General features: G+C 57.9%; 10 protein-coding genes. 6 read left to right on the top strand and 4 right to left on the bottom strand.

The window, feature by feature from the left end:
* Nucleotides 1-224 precede the first annotated feature (224 nt).
* The 5 genes from AC3IUA_RS05970 to AC3IUA_RS05950 are packed head-to-tail and all read left to right on the top strand — an operon-like array spanning nt 225 to nt 8632.
* Nucleotides 225-2528: a putative bifunctional diguanylate cyclase/phosphodiesterase gene (locus AC3IUA_RS05970; RefSeq protein WP_489359586.1), complete on the top strand. Its 2304-nt coding sequence runs from the start codon at nt 225-227 to the stop codon at nt 2526-2528.
* Complete coding sequence (locus AC3IUA_RS05965) at nt 2528-4402, top strand: GGDEF/EAL domain-containing response regulator (RefSeq protein WP_489359585.1); 1875 nt, start codon at nt 2528-2530, stop codon at nt 4400-4402. The genes AC3IUA_RS05970 and AC3IUA_RS05965 overlap by 1 nt, the downstream gene beginning before the upstream one ends.
* Nucleotides 4403-4462: 60 nt before the next feature.
* Nucleotides 4463-5422: a cytochrome-c peroxidase gene (locus tag AC3IUA_RS05960; protein WP_489359584.1), complete on the top strand. Its 960-nt coding sequence runs from the start codon at nt 4463-4465 to the stop codon at nt 5420-5422.
* Complete coding sequence (locus tag AC3IUA_RS05955) at nt 5419-7266, top strand: DAHL domain-containing protein (protein ID WP_489359583.1); 1848 nt, start codon at nt 5419-5421, stop codon at nt 7264-7266. The genes AC3IUA_RS05960 and AC3IUA_RS05955 overlap by 4 nt, the downstream gene beginning before the upstream one ends.
* Nucleotides 7226-8632 (top strand): ATP-binding protein, encoded by a 1407-nt coding sequence (locus AC3IUA_RS05950; protein WP_489359582.1) that lies wholly within the window; start codon nt 7226-7228, stop codon nt 8630-8632. Before AC3IUA_RS05955 ends, AC3IUA_RS05950 begins: the two co-directional genes overlap by 41 nt.
* A gap of 82 nt (nt 8633-8714) precedes the next feature.
* Here AC3IUA_RS05950 and AC3IUA_RS05945 read toward each other — a convergent pair whose 3' ends face one another.
* From AC3IUA_RS05945 to AC3IUA_RS05930, 4 genes are all read right to left on the bottom strand, one after another.
* On the bottom strand, nt 8715-10214 hold the full coding sequence (locus AC3IUA_RS05945) for a glucosyltransferase domain-containing protein (protein WP_489359581.1): 1500 nt from the start codon (nt 10212-10214) through the stop codon (nt 8715-8717).
* Between the two features lie 28 nt (nt 10215-10242).
* Entirely contained in the window at nt 10243-11196 is a 954-nt protein-coding gene (locus tag AC3IUA_RS05940; protein ID WP_489359580.1) for a glycosyltransferase family 2 protein, read from the bottom strand.
* Complete coding sequence (locus AC3IUA_RS05935; RefSeq protein ID WP_489359579.1) at nt 11193-11573, bottom strand: GtrA family protein; 381 nt, start codon at nt 11571-11573, stop codon at nt 11193-11195. Before AC3IUA_RS05935 ends, AC3IUA_RS05940 begins: the two co-directional genes overlap by 4 nt.
* 319 nt (nt 11574-11892) lie before the next feature.
* Nucleotides 11893-13314 (bottom strand): amino acid permease, encoded by a 1422-nt coding sequence (locus AC3IUA_RS05930; RefSeq protein ID WP_489359578.1) that lies wholly within the window; start codon nt 13312-13314, stop codon nt 11893-11895.
* A gap of 652 nt (nt 13315-13966) precedes the next feature.
* Here AC3IUA_RS05930 and AC3IUA_RS05925 point away from each other — a divergent pair.
* A complete protein-coding gene (locus AC3IUA_RS05925) occupies nt 13967-17080 on the top strand; it encodes a transglycosylase domain-containing protein (protein ID WP_489359577.1) in 3114 nt (1037 codons plus the stop codon).
* Nucleotide 17081 lies beyond the last annotated feature (1 nt).

Genomic DNA, 17081 nt, shown 5'->3' with positions numbered 1-17081 from the left:
CCGGCAAAATCAAGGAAACGTCCGGAACTCCCTGAGCCTGAACCACAGATTAGACGATTTCACTGTTAGATGGCGATTTGACGTCAAGCACTCGGCGAATCGTCAAGAGCCGGGCTATGCTCAAGCAGCGTGGATCCAATACCCGCATTTGCGTGACCCACACTCAGGAAAGGATGCCATATGAATTCAACGCCCATGACGGCCGTTTTCCTCGGTATGCACCGATGAAAGCATCGCAGGAACGGGTAAACCGACGAATCCTGATCGTCGATGATACCGCTTCGATCCACCAGGATTTTGGCAAAATCCTCAGCCCGCAAACACTTGATGAGGATGATCTGAGCCGAGCCGAAGAGGCCTTGTTTGGCTCCCCGGTGACGGTTCCCCTGCAGAGCTTTGTCCTCGATTCGGCCTTTCAGGGGCTCGAAGCACTGGTCAAGGTCGAGTTGGCACTGGCCAATGATGCACCGTACGCCATGGCTTTCATCGATATGCGCATGCCGCCAGGGTGGGACGGGCTGGAAACCATCAAGCGGCTCTGGCAGGTCGACCCCAGGCTGCAAGTCGCGCTCTGCACGGCGTATTCCGACTACTCCTGGGAAGACATCGCCGAGCGCCTGGACCTCGGTGACCGGCTACTGATTCTGAAAAAACCCTTCGATGCGATCGAAATTCGCCAGATAGCCAGTGCGTTGACGGTCAAATGGCAGATGACCGAAGACGCCTCGCTGAAAATGAACCTGCTCGAACAGGCGGTCGAGGAGCGCACCCGGGAACTGTCCGACGCCAACATCATCGTGCAGAACAGCCCGACCATCCTTTATCGCCTGCGTGGAGAGCCTTCGTTCCCGCTGATGTACATCTCCCACAACATCACCAAGTTCGGTCACGTGGCGGCCGAACTGGTGGCGTCCGCCAACTGGGCCAAGGAACTGGTGCACATCGATGACCAGCAGAAGGTCGACGCGGCCATGGCCCGGGTTCTGGACCGACATGCCGCAGGCGCGTCCATCGAGTTCCGCATGCGCACCGGAGACGGTGGCTGGCGCTGGGTCGAAAACCGCTATATCCCGGTACGTGATGCCGAGGGTCGGTTGCTGGAGGTCGAAGGGATCATCATCGACATCACCGAACGCAAGGTGGCCGAGGAGAAGATCTCCCTGCTGGCGCGCACCGACGGGCTGACCGGCCTGGCCAATCGCGCCACGTTGATCGAACGCTTGCACCAGGCCTTCGCGGCGGCCCGACGCGGCGCCGAGCCCTTTGCGATGTTCTATCTGGACCTGGATCACTTCAAACAGATCAACGACACCCTTGGCCACCCGGTGGGTGATCTGTTGTTGCAGGAGGTCGCCCGACGCATCAAGAACTGCGTGCGCGCAAACGATCTGGTTGCTCGCCTGGGCGGTGACGAGTTCGCGATACTGCAGCTGGACATGGGTGATCCATCCCATTGCGCGGCGCTGGCAACCAAGGTCCGCGATGTGCTGGTGCAGCCCTATTCGCTCAATGGCAATGCCGTGCGAGTCTCGGTCAGCATCGGGATCAGCACCTATTCCCCGGACAGCAGCAGCGCCGATAACCTGCTGATTCAGGCCGATATGGCACTGTACCGGTCGAAGGAAAAAGGCCGCGACCAGTACCACTTCCACTCCGAGGAGATCAATCAGGAAGTGGTCACCCGCGTGACGCTGGCCAACGACTTGAAACAGGCCATCGAACAGAACGAGCTCGAACTGCATTATTGGCCCGAGGTCGATCTGAGCTCGGGAAAAATCCTCGGCATGGAAGCTCAGGTGCGCTGGAATCACCCTCTGCGCGGATTGCTGGAGGCTGAGGTGTTCCTTCCTGCGGCAGAAAAAACCGGGACCATCATAGCCCTCGGACATTGGCAGCTGGATCAGGCCTGCCAGCAAATGCGCCAATGGCGTGACCAGGACATGGCTCCGCCAGTGATTGCGATCAAGCTCTCCCTGGCGCAACTCAAAAGCGGCCCGGAGTTGATCTATGACGTCCTGCGCACCACCGCCCGCTGGGGCCTGTGTCCCTGGGACCTGCGCTTCGACGTCACCGAAGCGACCCTGGCCCAGACCAAATGGACCCACAACGATGTGTTGCCACGCCTGCGCGAGCTTGGGGTGAAGATCGCCATCGACGATTTCGGCACCGAGTATTCGTCGTTCGATTACCTCAAGACCTACCAGGTCAACCACCTGAAAATCGCCCAGGCGTTCATCGACAGGGCCACGCAAGATCCGGCCAGCGCCACGACCTTGCGCGCCATCATCAACTTCGCCCGGGATGTCGGCATCGGCATCATCGCCGAAGGTGTGGAAACCCAGGAGCAGCGAAGCTCGCTGATGTCCACCGGCTCTGCAATGAATGCTCAGGGCCACTACTTCAGCAAAGCCGTCAGCAGCCAGCAGGCCGCGCAATTATTGATTGCCGGCAGCATCATCCCAGCGTCCGCTGCCGATACGACGAGCCCTGCGCTCGAGGACTTGCCACACCCTCGGGAGGCCTCGTGATGGCATCATCTTTCGCCTTCAACAATCGGCGCATCCTGATCATTGATGACACGCCTTCGATCCATGAGGATTTTCGCAAGATCCTGAGCCCGGACCCGGCAAGTGAGTCCACCCTGGCTTATTCGGAAGAGGCGCTGTTCGGTACTGTGCAGCCCGCGCGGCCTTCCTATCAGCTGGATTCGGCCTACCAGGGCAAGGAAGCCCTGGAACTGGTCGAACAGGCCCTGGCCGAAGGCCGGCCCTATGCCCTGGCATTCACCGACATGCGTATGCCGCCAGGCTGGGATGGACTGGAAACCATCGAGCGCCTGTGGAAGGCCGACCCTCGCCTGGAGATCGCACTGTGCACCGCGTACTCCGACTACTCCTGGGAGGCGATGGCCGAACGCCTGGAGTTCAGCGACCAGTTGCTGGTGCTGAAAAAGCCCTTCGACAGCCTGGAAATACTCCAGATGGCCAGCGCCCTGACCTGGAAATGGCAGATGGCTCAGGATGCGGCGATAAAAATGCACAGCCTTGAGCGAACCATCGAGGACCGCGTCCAGGAATTGCTCAAGGTCTCTCACCTGTTGCAGTACGACGTACTCACCGAATTGCCCAACAGCACCCTGCTCGGTGACCGGCTGACCCAGTCCCTGGCGCTTTCCCGGCGCCATGACAAGCAACTGGCGGTGATGTTTCTGGGCCTCGATCGCTTCAAGCGTATCAACAACGCGCTCGGCCATCCGATTGGCGATGAAATGCTCAAACAGGTCGGGCAGCGCCTGGTGGCGACGGTGCGGGAGTCCGACTCGGTGTTTCGCTACGGTTCCGACGAGTTCGTGGTGATCCTCGCCGATGTCCATCACCCCCAGCAGACCAAAGGTATCGCCGAAAAACTCCTGAGCGCCGTGAGTACCCCGCAGCACATCGCCGGGCATGACCTGAGCGTGACCGCGAGCCTGGGTATCAGCATTTATCCCGACGATGGCTTCGATGCCCTGGCGTTGATCAAGAAAGCCGAAACCGCCATGCGCAACGTCAAGGACAGTGCGCCGAATGATTTCGGCTTCTTCATCGATGACATGAATCAGCGCGCCCGTGAACAGCAAAGCATCGAGTCCGGCATTCGCCAAGCCCTGGAGCGCAAGGAGTTCGTCCTGCACTACCAACCCAAACTCGACCTCAAGACTGGCAAAGTAGTGGGTGCCGAAGCATTGATCCGCTGGCTGAAACCGGGACACGGCTGGGTCTATCCGTCGGACTTCATTTGCGTCGCCGAAGACAGCGGCCTGATCGTCCCGATGAGCAAATGGGTATTGGCCGAAGCCTGCCGGCAAGCCTGCGCCTGGCAGGCGGCAGGATTGCCGGCGATCAGCATGTCGGTGAACGTTTCCGCGATCGATTTTCGTCAGCGTGGGTTTGTCGAGGGTATCGTGCAGATACTCGAACAAACCGGCCTCGATCCGACGTTGCTGGAACTGGAAATCACCGAAAGCGTGCTGATGCAGAACGTCGATGCCACCGTGGCAACCCTGCGAACCATCAAGGCACTGGGTGTACGGCTGGCCATCGATGATTTCGGCACCGGCTACTCCAGCTTGAGCTACCTGCGGCGATTTCCCATCGATGTATTGAAGATCGACCAGTCCTTTGTTCGCGGCCTGAGCACCGACAGCAATGACGCCGCGCTGGTCAGCGCCATCATCAGCCTGGGTAAAAGCCTCAACCTGAACATCATTGCCGAAGGCGTGGAAACCCTTGAGCAACTGGACTTCCTCAAGGCTCATCAGTGCGAGGAAGGCCAGGGATATTTCTTCAGCAAAGCCGTAGAGGCCCAGGCCTTTGCCAAACTCATGACCACAGCAGGATTGCGTGCCCCGCCGGACGAGTAGATCAGCACAACGTACCTTCAGGTTTCACGATGCTCAGGCACCCGGCCAAGGAATCATCAGATGTCGCCACACGCAACCCGACTGGTCTTCGCCCTGTTGCTCGGGGTATGCCTGGACGCGAACGCCGCCCCCCTCAATGAGCCGCTCAAACCGCTGCCGCCGGTTTCTCACCAGGATCCCAAGCGCGTCGAACTGGGTCGGCAGTTGTTTAACGACACACGCTTATCGGTCAACAACAGGGTGTCCTGTGCCAGCTGTCATCAGCTGGAAAAAGGCGGTGCCGATGACAAACCGTTTTCCATTGGCTTCGACGGTAAGCCCCAGACGATCAATACCCCCAGCGTATTGAACGCCAGCCTGAACTTCAGGCAGTTCTGGAACGGTCGAGCCAATACCCTGGAGTCACAGTCTCACGAAGTCGTGCAAAGCCCCAGCGAAATGGGCAGCAACTGGCAGCACGTGGTCCAGACCCTTTCCGCCGACCCGACCTACCACACGACCTTCGCTGCCGCTTACCCCGATGGCGTAACGGCAGCCAATGTGCAGAACGCACTGGCAACTTACGAACGCACCCTGTTGAGCGGTAATTCACGCTTCGACCAATACCTCATGGGCGACACCGACATCCTCACCCGGGAGGAAAAATACGGTTACCAACGCTTCAAGGAATACGGCTGCATCGCCTGCCATCAGGGAGTGAATATCGGCGGCAACATGTTCCAGAAGTTCGGGGTGATGGGCGATTACTTCCAGGTCCGGGGCAACCCGACCGAGTCTGATCTGGGACGTTATCTGGTGACCGGGGATGAAGAGGACCGCAATGTGTTCAAGGTGCCCAGCCTGCGCAATGTCGCGGTGACCGCACCGTATTTTCACGACGGGTCGGCCAGGACACTCGACGATGCGGTGGACGTGATGTTCAAGTATCAACTTGGGCGCGTCCCTTCGGAAAAGGACAAGGACTTGATCACTCGATTCCTCAAAACCCTGACCGGTGAATGGGCAGGTAAACCGTTATGAGAAACTCCCGCCGCCTCAGCCAGGTGTTGCTCATGGCCATGAGCATACTGCTTGCCTCGACACTGGTGTTCCTCTACCTCAAATCCAACACCACTCAAACCTCGACCTATACCGAATCACGGGACTTGATCCGTCAGATAAAGCAATTGGACGCGCAGTGGGAAACCGAAATCCTCAAGGCCAGGATCGCTACCAGTCACAACTATGATTCGCTGGTTTCGCCGCTCACCGAAATGACCAGCCATTGGGCCAGCTTCGAGACGATGGAGTCCGGTCGCGGCCGCAATGCCTCGCCGCAATGGCAGGCCAGTCATGAGGCCTACCTGAATGCGATCAAGGAAAAGACCCGGCTGGTTGAGCAGTTCAAATCCCGCAACGCCGTATTACGTAACTCCCTGGCGTTTCTGCCCATCGCCGAAGACGATATTCAAGGCCAGCTCGCTCGCCTCGAAGAGGCCGACAAACTCATGCTGCAAAACATCGCGATCGACACCTACGATCTGGTGCTCAGCAGCCTCGAATACGCCCAGGTCACCTCCGACGACAGGGCTGCCGAGATCCTCGTCGGTCTGAGCAAACTGGCGCTGAACAAGGAGCGTCTGCCGCAGGAGTTCCACAGTCCGGTGGAGATTCTCAGCAATCACATCGCCCTGGTCCTGCGCGAACAACCGGTGGTCAACGGCTTGCTGGAGCGGATCGCCGCGACTCCGGTAGCCGAGAGCCTGGACGACATCACCAATCTGCTTAATAGAGAGCAGCAACAGGCCGAGGCCATCGAGCAGAACTATCATTTTTCCCTGCTGGTGTTCTCGTCCCTGCTGGTGGCCTTGCTGTTGTACCTGGCCAGTCGGCTGATGCGCAGCTTTACGGTGATCAATCGCGTCAACAAGGAGTTGCAAATAGCCAATGAAGGTCTCGAACAACGGGTTGAAGAACGCACCCGCGAACTCCGAGACACCCAGAGTGAACTGCTGGACACCGCGCGCCAGGCCGGGATGGCCGAGATCGCGACCAACGTCTTGCACAACGTCGGGAATGTGCTCAACAGTGTGAACATCTCTGCCGACCTGGTTACCCGCAAGTTGCGCACCAGCAAGGCGCTGGGCTTGGGCAAAGCCATGCAGCTGATCAATGCGCACCCACACGACCTCGGCGAATTCATCACCCAGGACGAAAAAGGCAGGCTGCTGCCGGGCTACCTGAACCAGTTGGTCGAGGCCATCGCCACTGAGCAACTGAGCATCGCGGAGGAACTGGCCCAATTGAGCAAGAGCGTCGATCACATCAAGGACATCGTCGCTACCCAGCAGTCCTACGCCGGCGCCTCCAGCCTGGTGGAACCGCTGCACATCAGCGACCTGCTCGAGGACGCCCTGCGCATGAACTCCGGCGCCCTGACCCGGCACCATGTGACGGTGGTCAAGGACTACAGCGATGTACCGCAAGTGATGGGCGATAAACACCGGCTGCTGTTGATTCTGATCAATCTGATCAGCAACGCTAAATACGCGATGTCCGACCTCAGTGCTCGACCTCGGCAAATGACCCTCGGGGTGAAGGTCGTCGACAATGCGACCTTACAGGTCAGCGTCAAGGATGAAGGTGAGGGGATCGCACCGGAAAACATGACGCGGATCTTTGCCCACGGCTTCACCACCCGCAAGGAAGGTCACGGGTTCGGCCTGCACAGCTGTGCCCTGGCCGCCATCGAGATGAACGGCCATCTCGTCGCCTACAGCGATGGGCCGGGAAAGGGCGCGCTGTTCACCTTGCATATCCCCTTGATAACCGCAGAGGTCAAACATGAACAACCTGTCGAACCGGCGTATTCTGCTGATCGATGACACGCCTTCGATCCATGATGACTTTCGCAAGATCCTCACCCCTCAGGTGCAACAAAACGTCGACCTGGACGACATGGAGGCGGCGTTGTTCGGCAGCGAGATCAAGCGTGCGAGCACGGTGTTCGAGCTGGATTCGGCCTATGGCGGTCAGGAAGGGCTGAGCAAGCTCCGTGAAGCCCTGGACCGCGATCGGCCGTACGCCCTGGCCTTCGTCGACATGCGTATGCCCGAAGGTTGGGACGGCGCGCAAACCATCGAGCATTTGTGGAATGCCGATCCGCGCCTGCAAGTGGTGGTCTGCACCGCTTATTCCGACTACTCCTGGGAAGACCTGCTGGAGCGCTTGCAGGCTCACGACCGGCTGCTGATCCTGAAAAAACCCTTCGATAATATCGAGGTTCAGCAGATGGCCAATACCCTCACCACCAAGTGGGAAATGACCGAACGGGCGCAGCTACAGATGAGCCATCTGGAACAGATGGTCGAGCAATGGACCCGGGAATTCAGACTGGCCAGCGCGGCCCTGCAGCGGGAAACCGATGAACGCAAACTGTTGGAAAACCAGCTGATGCAATCGGAGAAACTGGCATCCCTGGGCCAATTGGCAGCCGGCGTCGCCCATGAAATCAACAATCCCACCGGCTTTATTTCTTCGAACCTCGGCACGCTGGACGGCTACTTCACCCACCTGCAGGAAATGCTCAACGCCTATCAGGATGCCGAAGAGGCCATCGGTTCCACAGAGCTCCTGGACCGCCTGAAAGGCCTGCGGGAGCGGATCGAACTGGATTTCCTCAAGGAAGATATCCCGCTGTTGATCAAGGAGTCCAAAGAGGGCATCGGTCGGGTCGGGCAGATCGTCAAAGACTTGAAGGACTTCTCCCGGGTCGATTCCAGCCAGGACTGGCAGTCGGCCAATCTGCAACAGGGCATCGAATCAACCCTGAACATCGTCGCCAATGAACTCAAGTACAAGGCCACCGTCATCAAGGAGTACGTAGTAGTACCTGAGGTCGAATGCCTGCCCTCGCAAATCAACCAGGTGTTCATGAACCTGATCGTCAACGCAGCCCAGGCCATGGGGCCGGAACGCGGCACCATCACCATCCGCAATGGCGTTGTGGGGGATACTGTCTGGGTGGAAGTGGCCGATACCGGTTCAGGCATTGCGCCGCAATGTTTACAGAAAATCTTTGATCCGTTCTTCACCACCAAACCGGTCGGACAAGGGACCGGGCTGGGCCTGTCACTGTCCTATGGCATAGTAAAAAAGCACCGTGGGGAGATTTCAGTACACAGTGAAGTCGGCGTGGGGACAACGTTTCGGGTGGAGTTGCCGATTCGACAGTCGAAATTGAACGGCTGAAAGCGTCGCACAGCCATGAATCTTCGGATGTACGCAAAACCTGTAGGAGCTGCCGCAGGCTGCGATCTTTTTGGGGCCCCCATCATTTCCTTTCAACAGGTGGCGGCTCTTTCATGACGATAAAACCATAGTCACCGACCAGGTAGATGTTATAGAACTTGCTATCTACCACCGGTGGATAGCCTCGATAACCTACCCGCGTCGCGTTTCGCCGTTCCTTTTCGGTGACCACGTTGGTGATGCCTACCCTGGGCAGATTCTCACACAGCATGAAAAAATCCACGTTGAGGATGTACGCCAATACCGGCATCAATTCCAAAGAACCTGTCGCTCCCGACAACCAGTGATCGGAATAGGTATTGGACATATATATTCGCCTGGCTTCGCGCAGTTGCTGGTGGGAAGCGATGTCGTGCCCCAGCGAAAACAGCGCACTGGTGGCGAATTCTTTCTGCACAGTCAGAACGCGCCCATAGGCATAAGACAGGGAAAGCATGCTCAGCAGAGGAACCGCCAACAGCAACCCCAGTCGCGGATGAATCGCCCCCAGCCATAGATGACTCAGATAAAACAAAAACACCACCAGCACTGCAAACCCCATCAAGGTTCTCGCGCCTTCATTGAAGTCCCTGAATAGCAGCGCGGCTCCCGAAACCAGCAGCACCAGCGCAGGCAGGGTCAGGAGACAGGTCAAACCGAGCACTACCTTTTTCAGGGCACTGTCGTTTCGTTTCCGCACCGTCTGTCCGACCCGCACGGCTCCGGCTGCAGCGCAAAGCAGCACAGCCCACAGCAACCAGAAATTCGCGCCACGGAACAGCAGTGCAATCTTGCTTGTCAGAAACGCAATGCTGTCTTGAACCTGGACAAGTCCATTCATCCCCCACTCCAGCAACGGCAGGCGTTCCTGAATGATGAATGGATAAGCGAGCAGATAATAAACCAGCCCGCCTACCAGCAACTGTGCAAGCTTGCCCTTGATCAACGAACACAACGAATCCCATGACGCCCCGTCATTGACCCCTCTGATCAACTCGACACAGCAAAGTCCCAGAAATACATTGATGCTCAACTGATAAAGCCCCAATCCCAGCGCTATCAACATCCCCGGCAACAGTACTTGCAGCAGCACAGACTTCCCGCGAAAGGTAATCGCATAAATAACCGCCACCAGACTCAAGGTCATGGCGGGGCCATCGTATTGATAAGACAGGTTCTGCAGAAAAAACGGGTTATACCAAAGAGGCAGCAGCACAAAACAGCATGAAACAGTCGGCTCCTTGTAGTAATGCATCGTCAGTCGGGTCAACGCCAGGGCGATGGCCAGCGTGGCAATTAACAGGGGCAATGGAAAAATATTCGGTGCGCCCGCGGAAAACGTCAACGCATTGTAGAACAGCTCGGTAAACAAACGCCCCTGACTGGCCCAAGACATTCCGGCGGACAAAGATCGCCAGTTATCATCGATATAGTAGTGGTCTGCCAACACCAGAGGCACGACGTAGATAAAAGCGGCAAATAAAAACAGCAGCAGTACTTCACGTTCTATCAACTGCTTGTCGAAAAAACTTGCCAGCCTCATGTCAACGCCCCTTTCTCAGCCCTGAACCTCACTGAGCTTTTTTTAGTCCCACCCTGCGTTTGCCTCCGACAATATCTTTCACCACATACCTTGGCCGATGTTTCGATTCGATGTAAATCCGCCCGATATACTCTCCCAGTATGCCGATACCAATCAGCTGCACACCGCCCAAAAAGAGAATGGCCGTCATCAATGAGGGGTAACCCGGCACACTGTTACCAAAGAGGATCTTGTCCAACACCATATAAATGGCGTACAGGATCGAAAACAACGAAATCAGGCTACCGACATACGTCCATAAGCGCAGTGGCACGGTACTGAAGGACGTAATACCTTCAAGCGCCAGATTCCACAGTTTCCAGCCATTGAACTTGCTCTTTCCGGCCACGCGTACCGCCCGTTCATATTCGATGACCACGGTATTGAATCCGGCCCAGGACAAAACGCCCTTCATAAATAGCTGATGTTCCGGGAGCGTGCGGATGACATCCACCACCTTGCGGTCCATCAACCGAAAGTCACCGACGTTCTCTTCGATCCGGGTGTAGGCAATCCTGTTCAGCAGGTGATAGAACAGCGCCGCGCCATGCCGTTTCAGGTAGCTGTCGGCGGCGCGGTCACGGCGTTTGGCGAGGACCACATCAGCCCCGTTCCGCCATTCCTGGATCAACCGGGGAACCACGCTGATCGGGTCCTGGAGATCGACATCCATCGGAATGACCGCATCACCGCTAGCGTACTCAAGCCCGGCAAACAACGCCGGCTCCTTGCCGAAGTTGCGTGAGAAATTGATCACCAGTACATCGTCATCGGCCAATGCCAAGGCTTTGGCCTGCTCAGCGGTCTGGTCGGAACTGCCGTCATTGACGAAAACGATCTCGACCTCGCAATCATCGAGCGACAATTGCTGGCGGACCGCCTGATAAAACAGGTTGATCGCCTGTTCCTCATTGAACACCGGAACGATCAGCGAGACTTTCACGTCTCCCGCTCCCGAAAAATGAAACACTTCGAGTAAAAGAAACCACAAACCAGACTGATAGCCGAGAACACCGTCAAGGTGATCAGCCCATGCAGCCGCAATCGATCCGCCGCGTAACCCACACCCAGGCTCAACAGGCCCATGAACCCGACAAACAGTAGATACCGCGAACCGGTAGCCTTGAGCTTGAAGGTGTAGCGCGCATTGGCAAAATAGGAAAAGGAAACCGCCACACCAAAGGCCGCAAGATTACTCGGCGCCTGACGAAAGCCCATGAGCCCGTGCAGCACAAAAAACGTCGACCAGTGAATCAACGTATTAACCAGGCCGACTGACACAAATCTGGAAAAACCGTGAAACGCAGGCTTTATACCCATGGCGCTTACTTCCGGCCTGACTGCCGACACACATCCAATTGAATGCAATCATTAAAATATTTCCACTCGAACGGCATCCTCCCGTACGAAGTAGACATCACTGACGCACCGTTCCTTACGAACACTGCTGCGGTTTTCAGACCGGGTGGGCTATATGCACGCTAGCACCCTTGATCCACTTGTCTAATTTCAGATTCGCGAACAGACCGGTGGGCGAAAAACCCCGGAATCAACAGATCGCTGGCTGCGATCTTTTGATCTTGAAAACGCAAAAAGCCCCGATCATCCGACCGGGGCTTTCGCTTTTCCAGCGCAACGATTACGAAGCTGTACGCACCGCGCCTTGCACGGCATTGGCCGGTTGCAGCTTGAAGGCGTAGAACACCACCGTCAGCAGCACCAGGAATGCCGGGCCGACATACAGGGCGATGCGAGTGTCCGGGAAGTAGGCCATCAAGCCTACCACCAGCGCCAGGAATGCCAGCGCCAGGTACGAACTCACCGGGAACAACCACATGCGGTACTTGAGTCCCGCTCGTTCAGTCGGGCTCAGGCCTTTGCGGAACTTGAGCTGGGCCAGCAGGATCATCGCCCAGGTCCAGATCGCGCCGAAGGTGGCGATGGCGGTGACCCAGACGAAGACCTTCTCTGGCACCAGGTAGTTGAGCAACACACCCAGCAGCAGGGCACCAATCGACAGCAGCAGGGCGCGACGCGGCACGCCGTTGCTCGAGGTCTTGGCGAAACCCGCTGGAGCCTGGCCGTTCTGCGCCAGGCTGTAGAGCATGCGACCGGTGCTGAAGATGCCGCCGTTGCAGGACGACAGTGCCGCGGTGATCACCACGAAGTTGATGATGCCGGCGGCAGTCTTGATGCCCAGGCGCTCGAAGGTCATCACGAATGGGCTGCCTTGAGTGCCGATTTCATTCCACGGGTAGATCGACAGGATCACGAACAGCGCGCCGACGTAGAACAGCAGGATGCGCCAGAACACCGAGCCGATGGCGTTCGGAATGGTCTTCTGCGGATTCTTCGCTTCACCGGCAGTCAGGCCGATCATCTCGACGCCCAGGTAGGCGAACATCACCATTTGCAGGGACATCAACACACCCTGCACGCCATTGGGCATGAAACCGCCGTGGCTCCACAGGTTGGAAATCCCCAGCGCCACGCCGTCGTTGCCGAAGCCGAAAGCAATCACGCCGATGCCGCCGACGACCATTGCGATGATGGTGACGATCTTGATCAGGGCGAACCAGAACTCGAACTCACCAAAGGCCTTGACCGCGATCAGGTTGATCGAGCCCATGCTCACCAGGGCCGCCAGCGCCCAGATCCAGCGCGGCACATCGGGGAACCAGACGCCCATGTACACCGCCACCGCGGTAATTTCCGCAACGCAGGTCACCAGCCACAGGAACCAGTAGTTCCAGCCTGTGAGGAAGCCCGCCAACGGGCCAAGGTAGTCTTGCGCATAGCGGCTGAAGGAGCCGGCTACCGGATTATGCACGGCCATCTCGCCGAGGGCGCGCATGATCACCAGAATCGCCAGGCCGCCGATGATGTAAGACAGCATGATTGCGGGGCCGGCCATTTCGATGGCCTTGGCCGAACCAAGGAACAGACCGACACCGATACAGGCGCCGAGCGCCATCAAGCGAATATGCCGTTCGCCGAGTTCGCGTTTGAGCGGGCCGCCCTGAGCGGTCTCGCCTTGGGGCAAGTGGTTGCCAACTGGCATGGGAATACAACCTCATCTTGTTATTGGATATGAACCACCGAGTGTTCAACGTACGGACGGATAGCCTGTACGTGCTCAACCGGGCCGACCTTGTGGGCCAGCCAGTCCGTAGGACAAAACCTACGAGATCAGCGGGGCGTGCAGTATAAAAAGCTCCGGACAGGGCTTTTCACTATATAAACGACTAGATTCAGCCAGAACTCGCGGTAAAAGCCCTTCTGACGGAGGTGCATTACCTGGCTTTCTAGCGTGATCCCAGCTTGAAACCGGCGAGAAGTATTGCACAGCAATGGTGCATCGTCATGTCCCTGGCCGTGCTGAATTTACCACTGGATGGCTCTATTTCAATACTTTCAGACAGGCAGCGCTAATCCCTGTGGCGAGGGGGCTTGCCCCCGTTCGGCTGCGCAGCAGTCGCAAAACCTGCATCCGCGGTTGGTCTGAAAGAAATGCATCAATCCGATTGGAACTGCTGCGCGCTCCAGCGGGGGCAAGCCCCCTCGCCACAAATTGATCCCCACCCTGAACTCGTGCCAACCTGCCGGCCCTCGTCGAAAGGCTATAGGCATCCTTCACAAATTTTTCACCGACTCCAACCACGGTCTAAGCTTCAAACAAGTCCGATCAATCTGCGTGAATGGATCAGTCGACTATGGGCGCTTTGCGACAAACCGATTCGAGTAAAACTGTAGTGCCTACCGACAATGTGGATGAAGCGCCATTACCAAAAAAAACTCGACTTCGCCGGTACGGGTGGCGGATGTTCTGGTTGTTGTTGCTGATTGCCCTGATCGCCCTGGGTTTCGCCGCCACCAAGGAGATGCGCACCTCGAAATTGCAGGCCCGTGAGTTCAGCAAATTCGCCGCGTCCTTGAGTTACTCGATGCAGCCGGGTCCCAGCGACTCGATTTTCTACCCGGGTGCCGGTCCGTTCGATAAGCGCCTGGGCTACAGCTCGCTGGGTGAGTTCCTGCCACGGTTGGTCAAACGTGATTACCTGATTCAGTCACAAACGCGCTTTTCCGAGGACTTGCTCGACTACAGCGAAAAAGGCTTTTTCGTACCCTATTCGGAGAAAATCCAGGCCGGATTGTCGATTACCGACTGCCGCGCCGCGCCGTTGTACCAATATCACTACCCACAACAGCTGTATTCGAGTTTTGCCGATATCCCACCGCTGGTGGTGCACAGCCTGTTGTTTATCGAAAACCGTGAACTGCTCGATCCGCAACAGCCCTTGGCTAACCCCGCGGTGGACTGGCCGCGTTTTGGCATGGCGGCCTGGTCGCAAGTGGCAAAAATGCTTCACCTGCCCGGGCAGACAGCGGGTGGCAGCACTCTGGCGACCCAGCTTGAAAAGTATCGTCACTCGCCCGATGGCCTGACGGCTTCCGGCGGCGAAAAGATCCGCCAGATGATTTCCGCCAGCGTGCGCGCCTACCAGGATGGCCCGCAAACCCTGGAGGCGCGGCAGAACATCGTCCGTGATTACCTCAATAGCGTGCCGCTGTCAGCAGTACCAGGCCATGGTGAAGTGCATGGCATGGCCGAGGGCTTGCGGGTCTGGTACGGCGCGGACTTCAAACAGGTCAACGAACGCCTGGCCAGTACCGCCAATGACCCGCAAAGCCTGGCCCAACGTGGGCTGGCCTTGCGTGAGGTGTTGTCGCTGATGATCGCCCAGCGTCGGCCTTCGTATTATCTGACGCGGGGCCACAATGAACTGGCGCAACTCACCGACAGCCACATTCGTTTGCTGGCGCTGAACAATGTGATCGATCCAGCATTGTCCGCCGCGGCCCTGGCCAGCAAAGTGACGTACCGCGACTGGCAGCAACAACCGACCATCCAGCCGATCGAAACCAACAAAGGCATCAGCGTGGCCCGCAGTCGACTGGCCGGGCTGCTCAATCGCCCGCTCTATGATCTGGACCGCCTCGACCTGTCGGCCACCAGTACCCTGCAAGGCGAATTGCAAACCCAGGCCACCGAATACCTCAAACGACTGGCCGATCCGGCCTACGCCACCGAAATCGGTCTGATCGGCGAACGCCTGCTGACGCCCACCAGCACCACGCAAGTGCGTTACAGCTTCACCCTGTTCGAACTGACTCCTGACGGTTCTCGGGTCCGGGTACAGACCGACAGCACCGACCAACCGTTCGATATCAACGAAGGCAGCAAGCTTGAGCTGGGCTCCACCGCCAAATTGCGGGTGCTGACCACCTACCTGCAAATCATCGCGGAACTGCACGAGCGCTACGCCGCGCAGCCGGCGACGGTCCTGAAGAAAACCGAGGTCGCCGACCAGGACCGAATCACCCGCTGGGCTGTTGATTATCTGATCCAGAACAACGACCGCAGCCTGCCGAAAATGCTCGGCGCGGCCCTCGATCGCAAATACTCGGCGAGCCCCGGCGAAGCCTTTTTCACCGGTGGCGGACTGCACACGTTCAACAACTTTCGCAAGGAAGACAACGGCCGCATGCCGACCTTGCGCGACGCCATACGCGAGTCGATCAACCTGCCATTCATTCGGTTGATGCGTGATCTGGTGCGTTACAGCACTTACTCGGGGCCCAATAACAGCGCCCTGTTGCTCAAGGACGATGGCCAGCCGCGGCGTCAGGAATACCTGGCCAGGTTCGCCGACCACGAGGGCACCAAGTTCCTGCTGCGCTTCTGGAAGAAGTATCAGAACAAGGACACCCAGACCCGCCTCGACACCTTCCTCGACGGCATGCGCCCGACGCCGATCCGTCTCGCCGCCGTGCACCGCTACCTGCTGCCCGAGGCCAGTCAGGAGAGCTTTAACAGCTTCGTGCGCTCGCACCTCAAAGGCGCCAAGCTCAACGAGAAACTCACCGATGAACGCCTGGAAAGGCTCTATCTGAGTTACGGCCCGGGTACCTACGACCTGCCCGACCAGGGTTTCATCGCCAAGGTCCACCCACTGGATCTATGGATGCTGGGCTATTTGCTCAACAACCCCGATGCCAAGTTCAGCCAGATCGTCAAAGCCAGTGAATTCGAGCGCCAGGAAGTCTATAGCTGGCTGTTCAAAAGCCGCCACAAGGGCGCCCGCGACAGCCGTATCCGGACCATGCTGGAAATCGAAGCCTTCCTCGACATTCACCAGCGCTGGCAGAAAGTCGGCTATCCGTTCGACCATCTGGTGCCGTCCCTGGCCACGGCCATCGGCAGCTCCGGCGATCGCCCGGCAGCCTTGGCGGAACTGGTCGGGACCATCCTTAATGACGGTGTGCGTCAACCGACCCTGCGTATCGACAGCTTGCATTTCGCCGCCGGCACACCCTATGAAACCAAACTGATCAACGACCCGGACAAAGGCAAACGCGTGATGCCTTCCGAGGTCGCCGCGGCCCTGCGCGAGGCGCTGTCACAGGTGGTGGATGCCGGTACCGCGAAACGGGTATCCGGCAGTTTCAAACTGGCCGATGGCACCCAGCTGGCCATGGGCGGCAAGACCGGTACCGGTGACAACCGGATCGAGGCCGTCGGTTCCGGCGGACGGATTCTCAGCTCCAAATCGATCAACCGGACCGCAACTTTCGTGTTCTACATCGGCGATCGTCACTTCGGCACCATGACCGCATTCGTTCCAGGGCGCACGGCCGAGGCCTTCAAGTTCACCTCGGCATTGCCGGTACAGGTACTCAAGGGCATGGCGCCGATCCTTAACCCCTACTTGCAGCCGGGTAGCAATACCCAGTGCCTGGCCGTTGAAGTGGCGCGAGGGGGATAAC

The organism is Pseudomonas sp. KH_050 (assembly GCF_057838875.1).
Note: the sequence above shows the minus strand (reverse complement) of the source record. Positions and strands in the feature narration are given on the sequence as shown.

Bases quoted from the DNA above. Each gene is read 5' to 3' on its own strand.
- AC3IUA_RS05970 (WP_489359586.1), top strand. From the start codon at position 225: ATGAAAGCATCGCAGGAACGGGTAAACCGACGAATCCTGATCGTCGAT.
- AC3IUA_RS05965 (WP_489359585.1), top strand. From the start codon at position 2,528: ATGGCATCATCTTTCGCCTTCAACAATCGGCGCATCCTGATCATTGAT.
- AC3IUA_RS05960 (WP_489359584.1), top strand. From the start codon at position 4,463: ATGTCGCCACACGCAACCCGACTGGTCTTCGCCCTGTTGCTCGGGGTA.
- AC3IUA_RS05955 (WP_489359583.1), top strand. From the start codon at position 5,419: ATGAGAAACTCCCGCCGCCTCAGCCAGGTGTTGCTCATGGCCATGAGC.
- AC3IUA_RS05950 (WP_489359582.1), top strand. From the start codon at position 7,226: ATGAACAACCTGTCGAACCGGCGTATTCTGCTGATCGATGACACGCCT.
- AC3IUA_RS05945 (WP_489359581.1), bottom strand. From the start codon at position 10,214: ATGAGGCTGGCAAGTTTTTTCGACAAGCAGTTGATAGAACGTGAAGTA.
- AC3IUA_RS05935 (WP_489359579.1), bottom strand. From the start codon at position 11,573: ATGGGTATAAAGCCTGCGTTTCACGGTTTTTCCAGATTTGTGTCAGTC.
- AC3IUA_RS05930 (WP_489359578.1), bottom strand. From the start codon at position 13,314: ATGCCAGTTGGCAACCACTTGCCCCAAGGCGAGACCGCTCAGGGCGGC.
- AC3IUA_RS05925 (WP_489359577.1), top strand. From the start codon at position 13,967: ATGGGCGCTTTGCGACAAACCGATTCGAGTAAAACTGTAGTGCCTACC.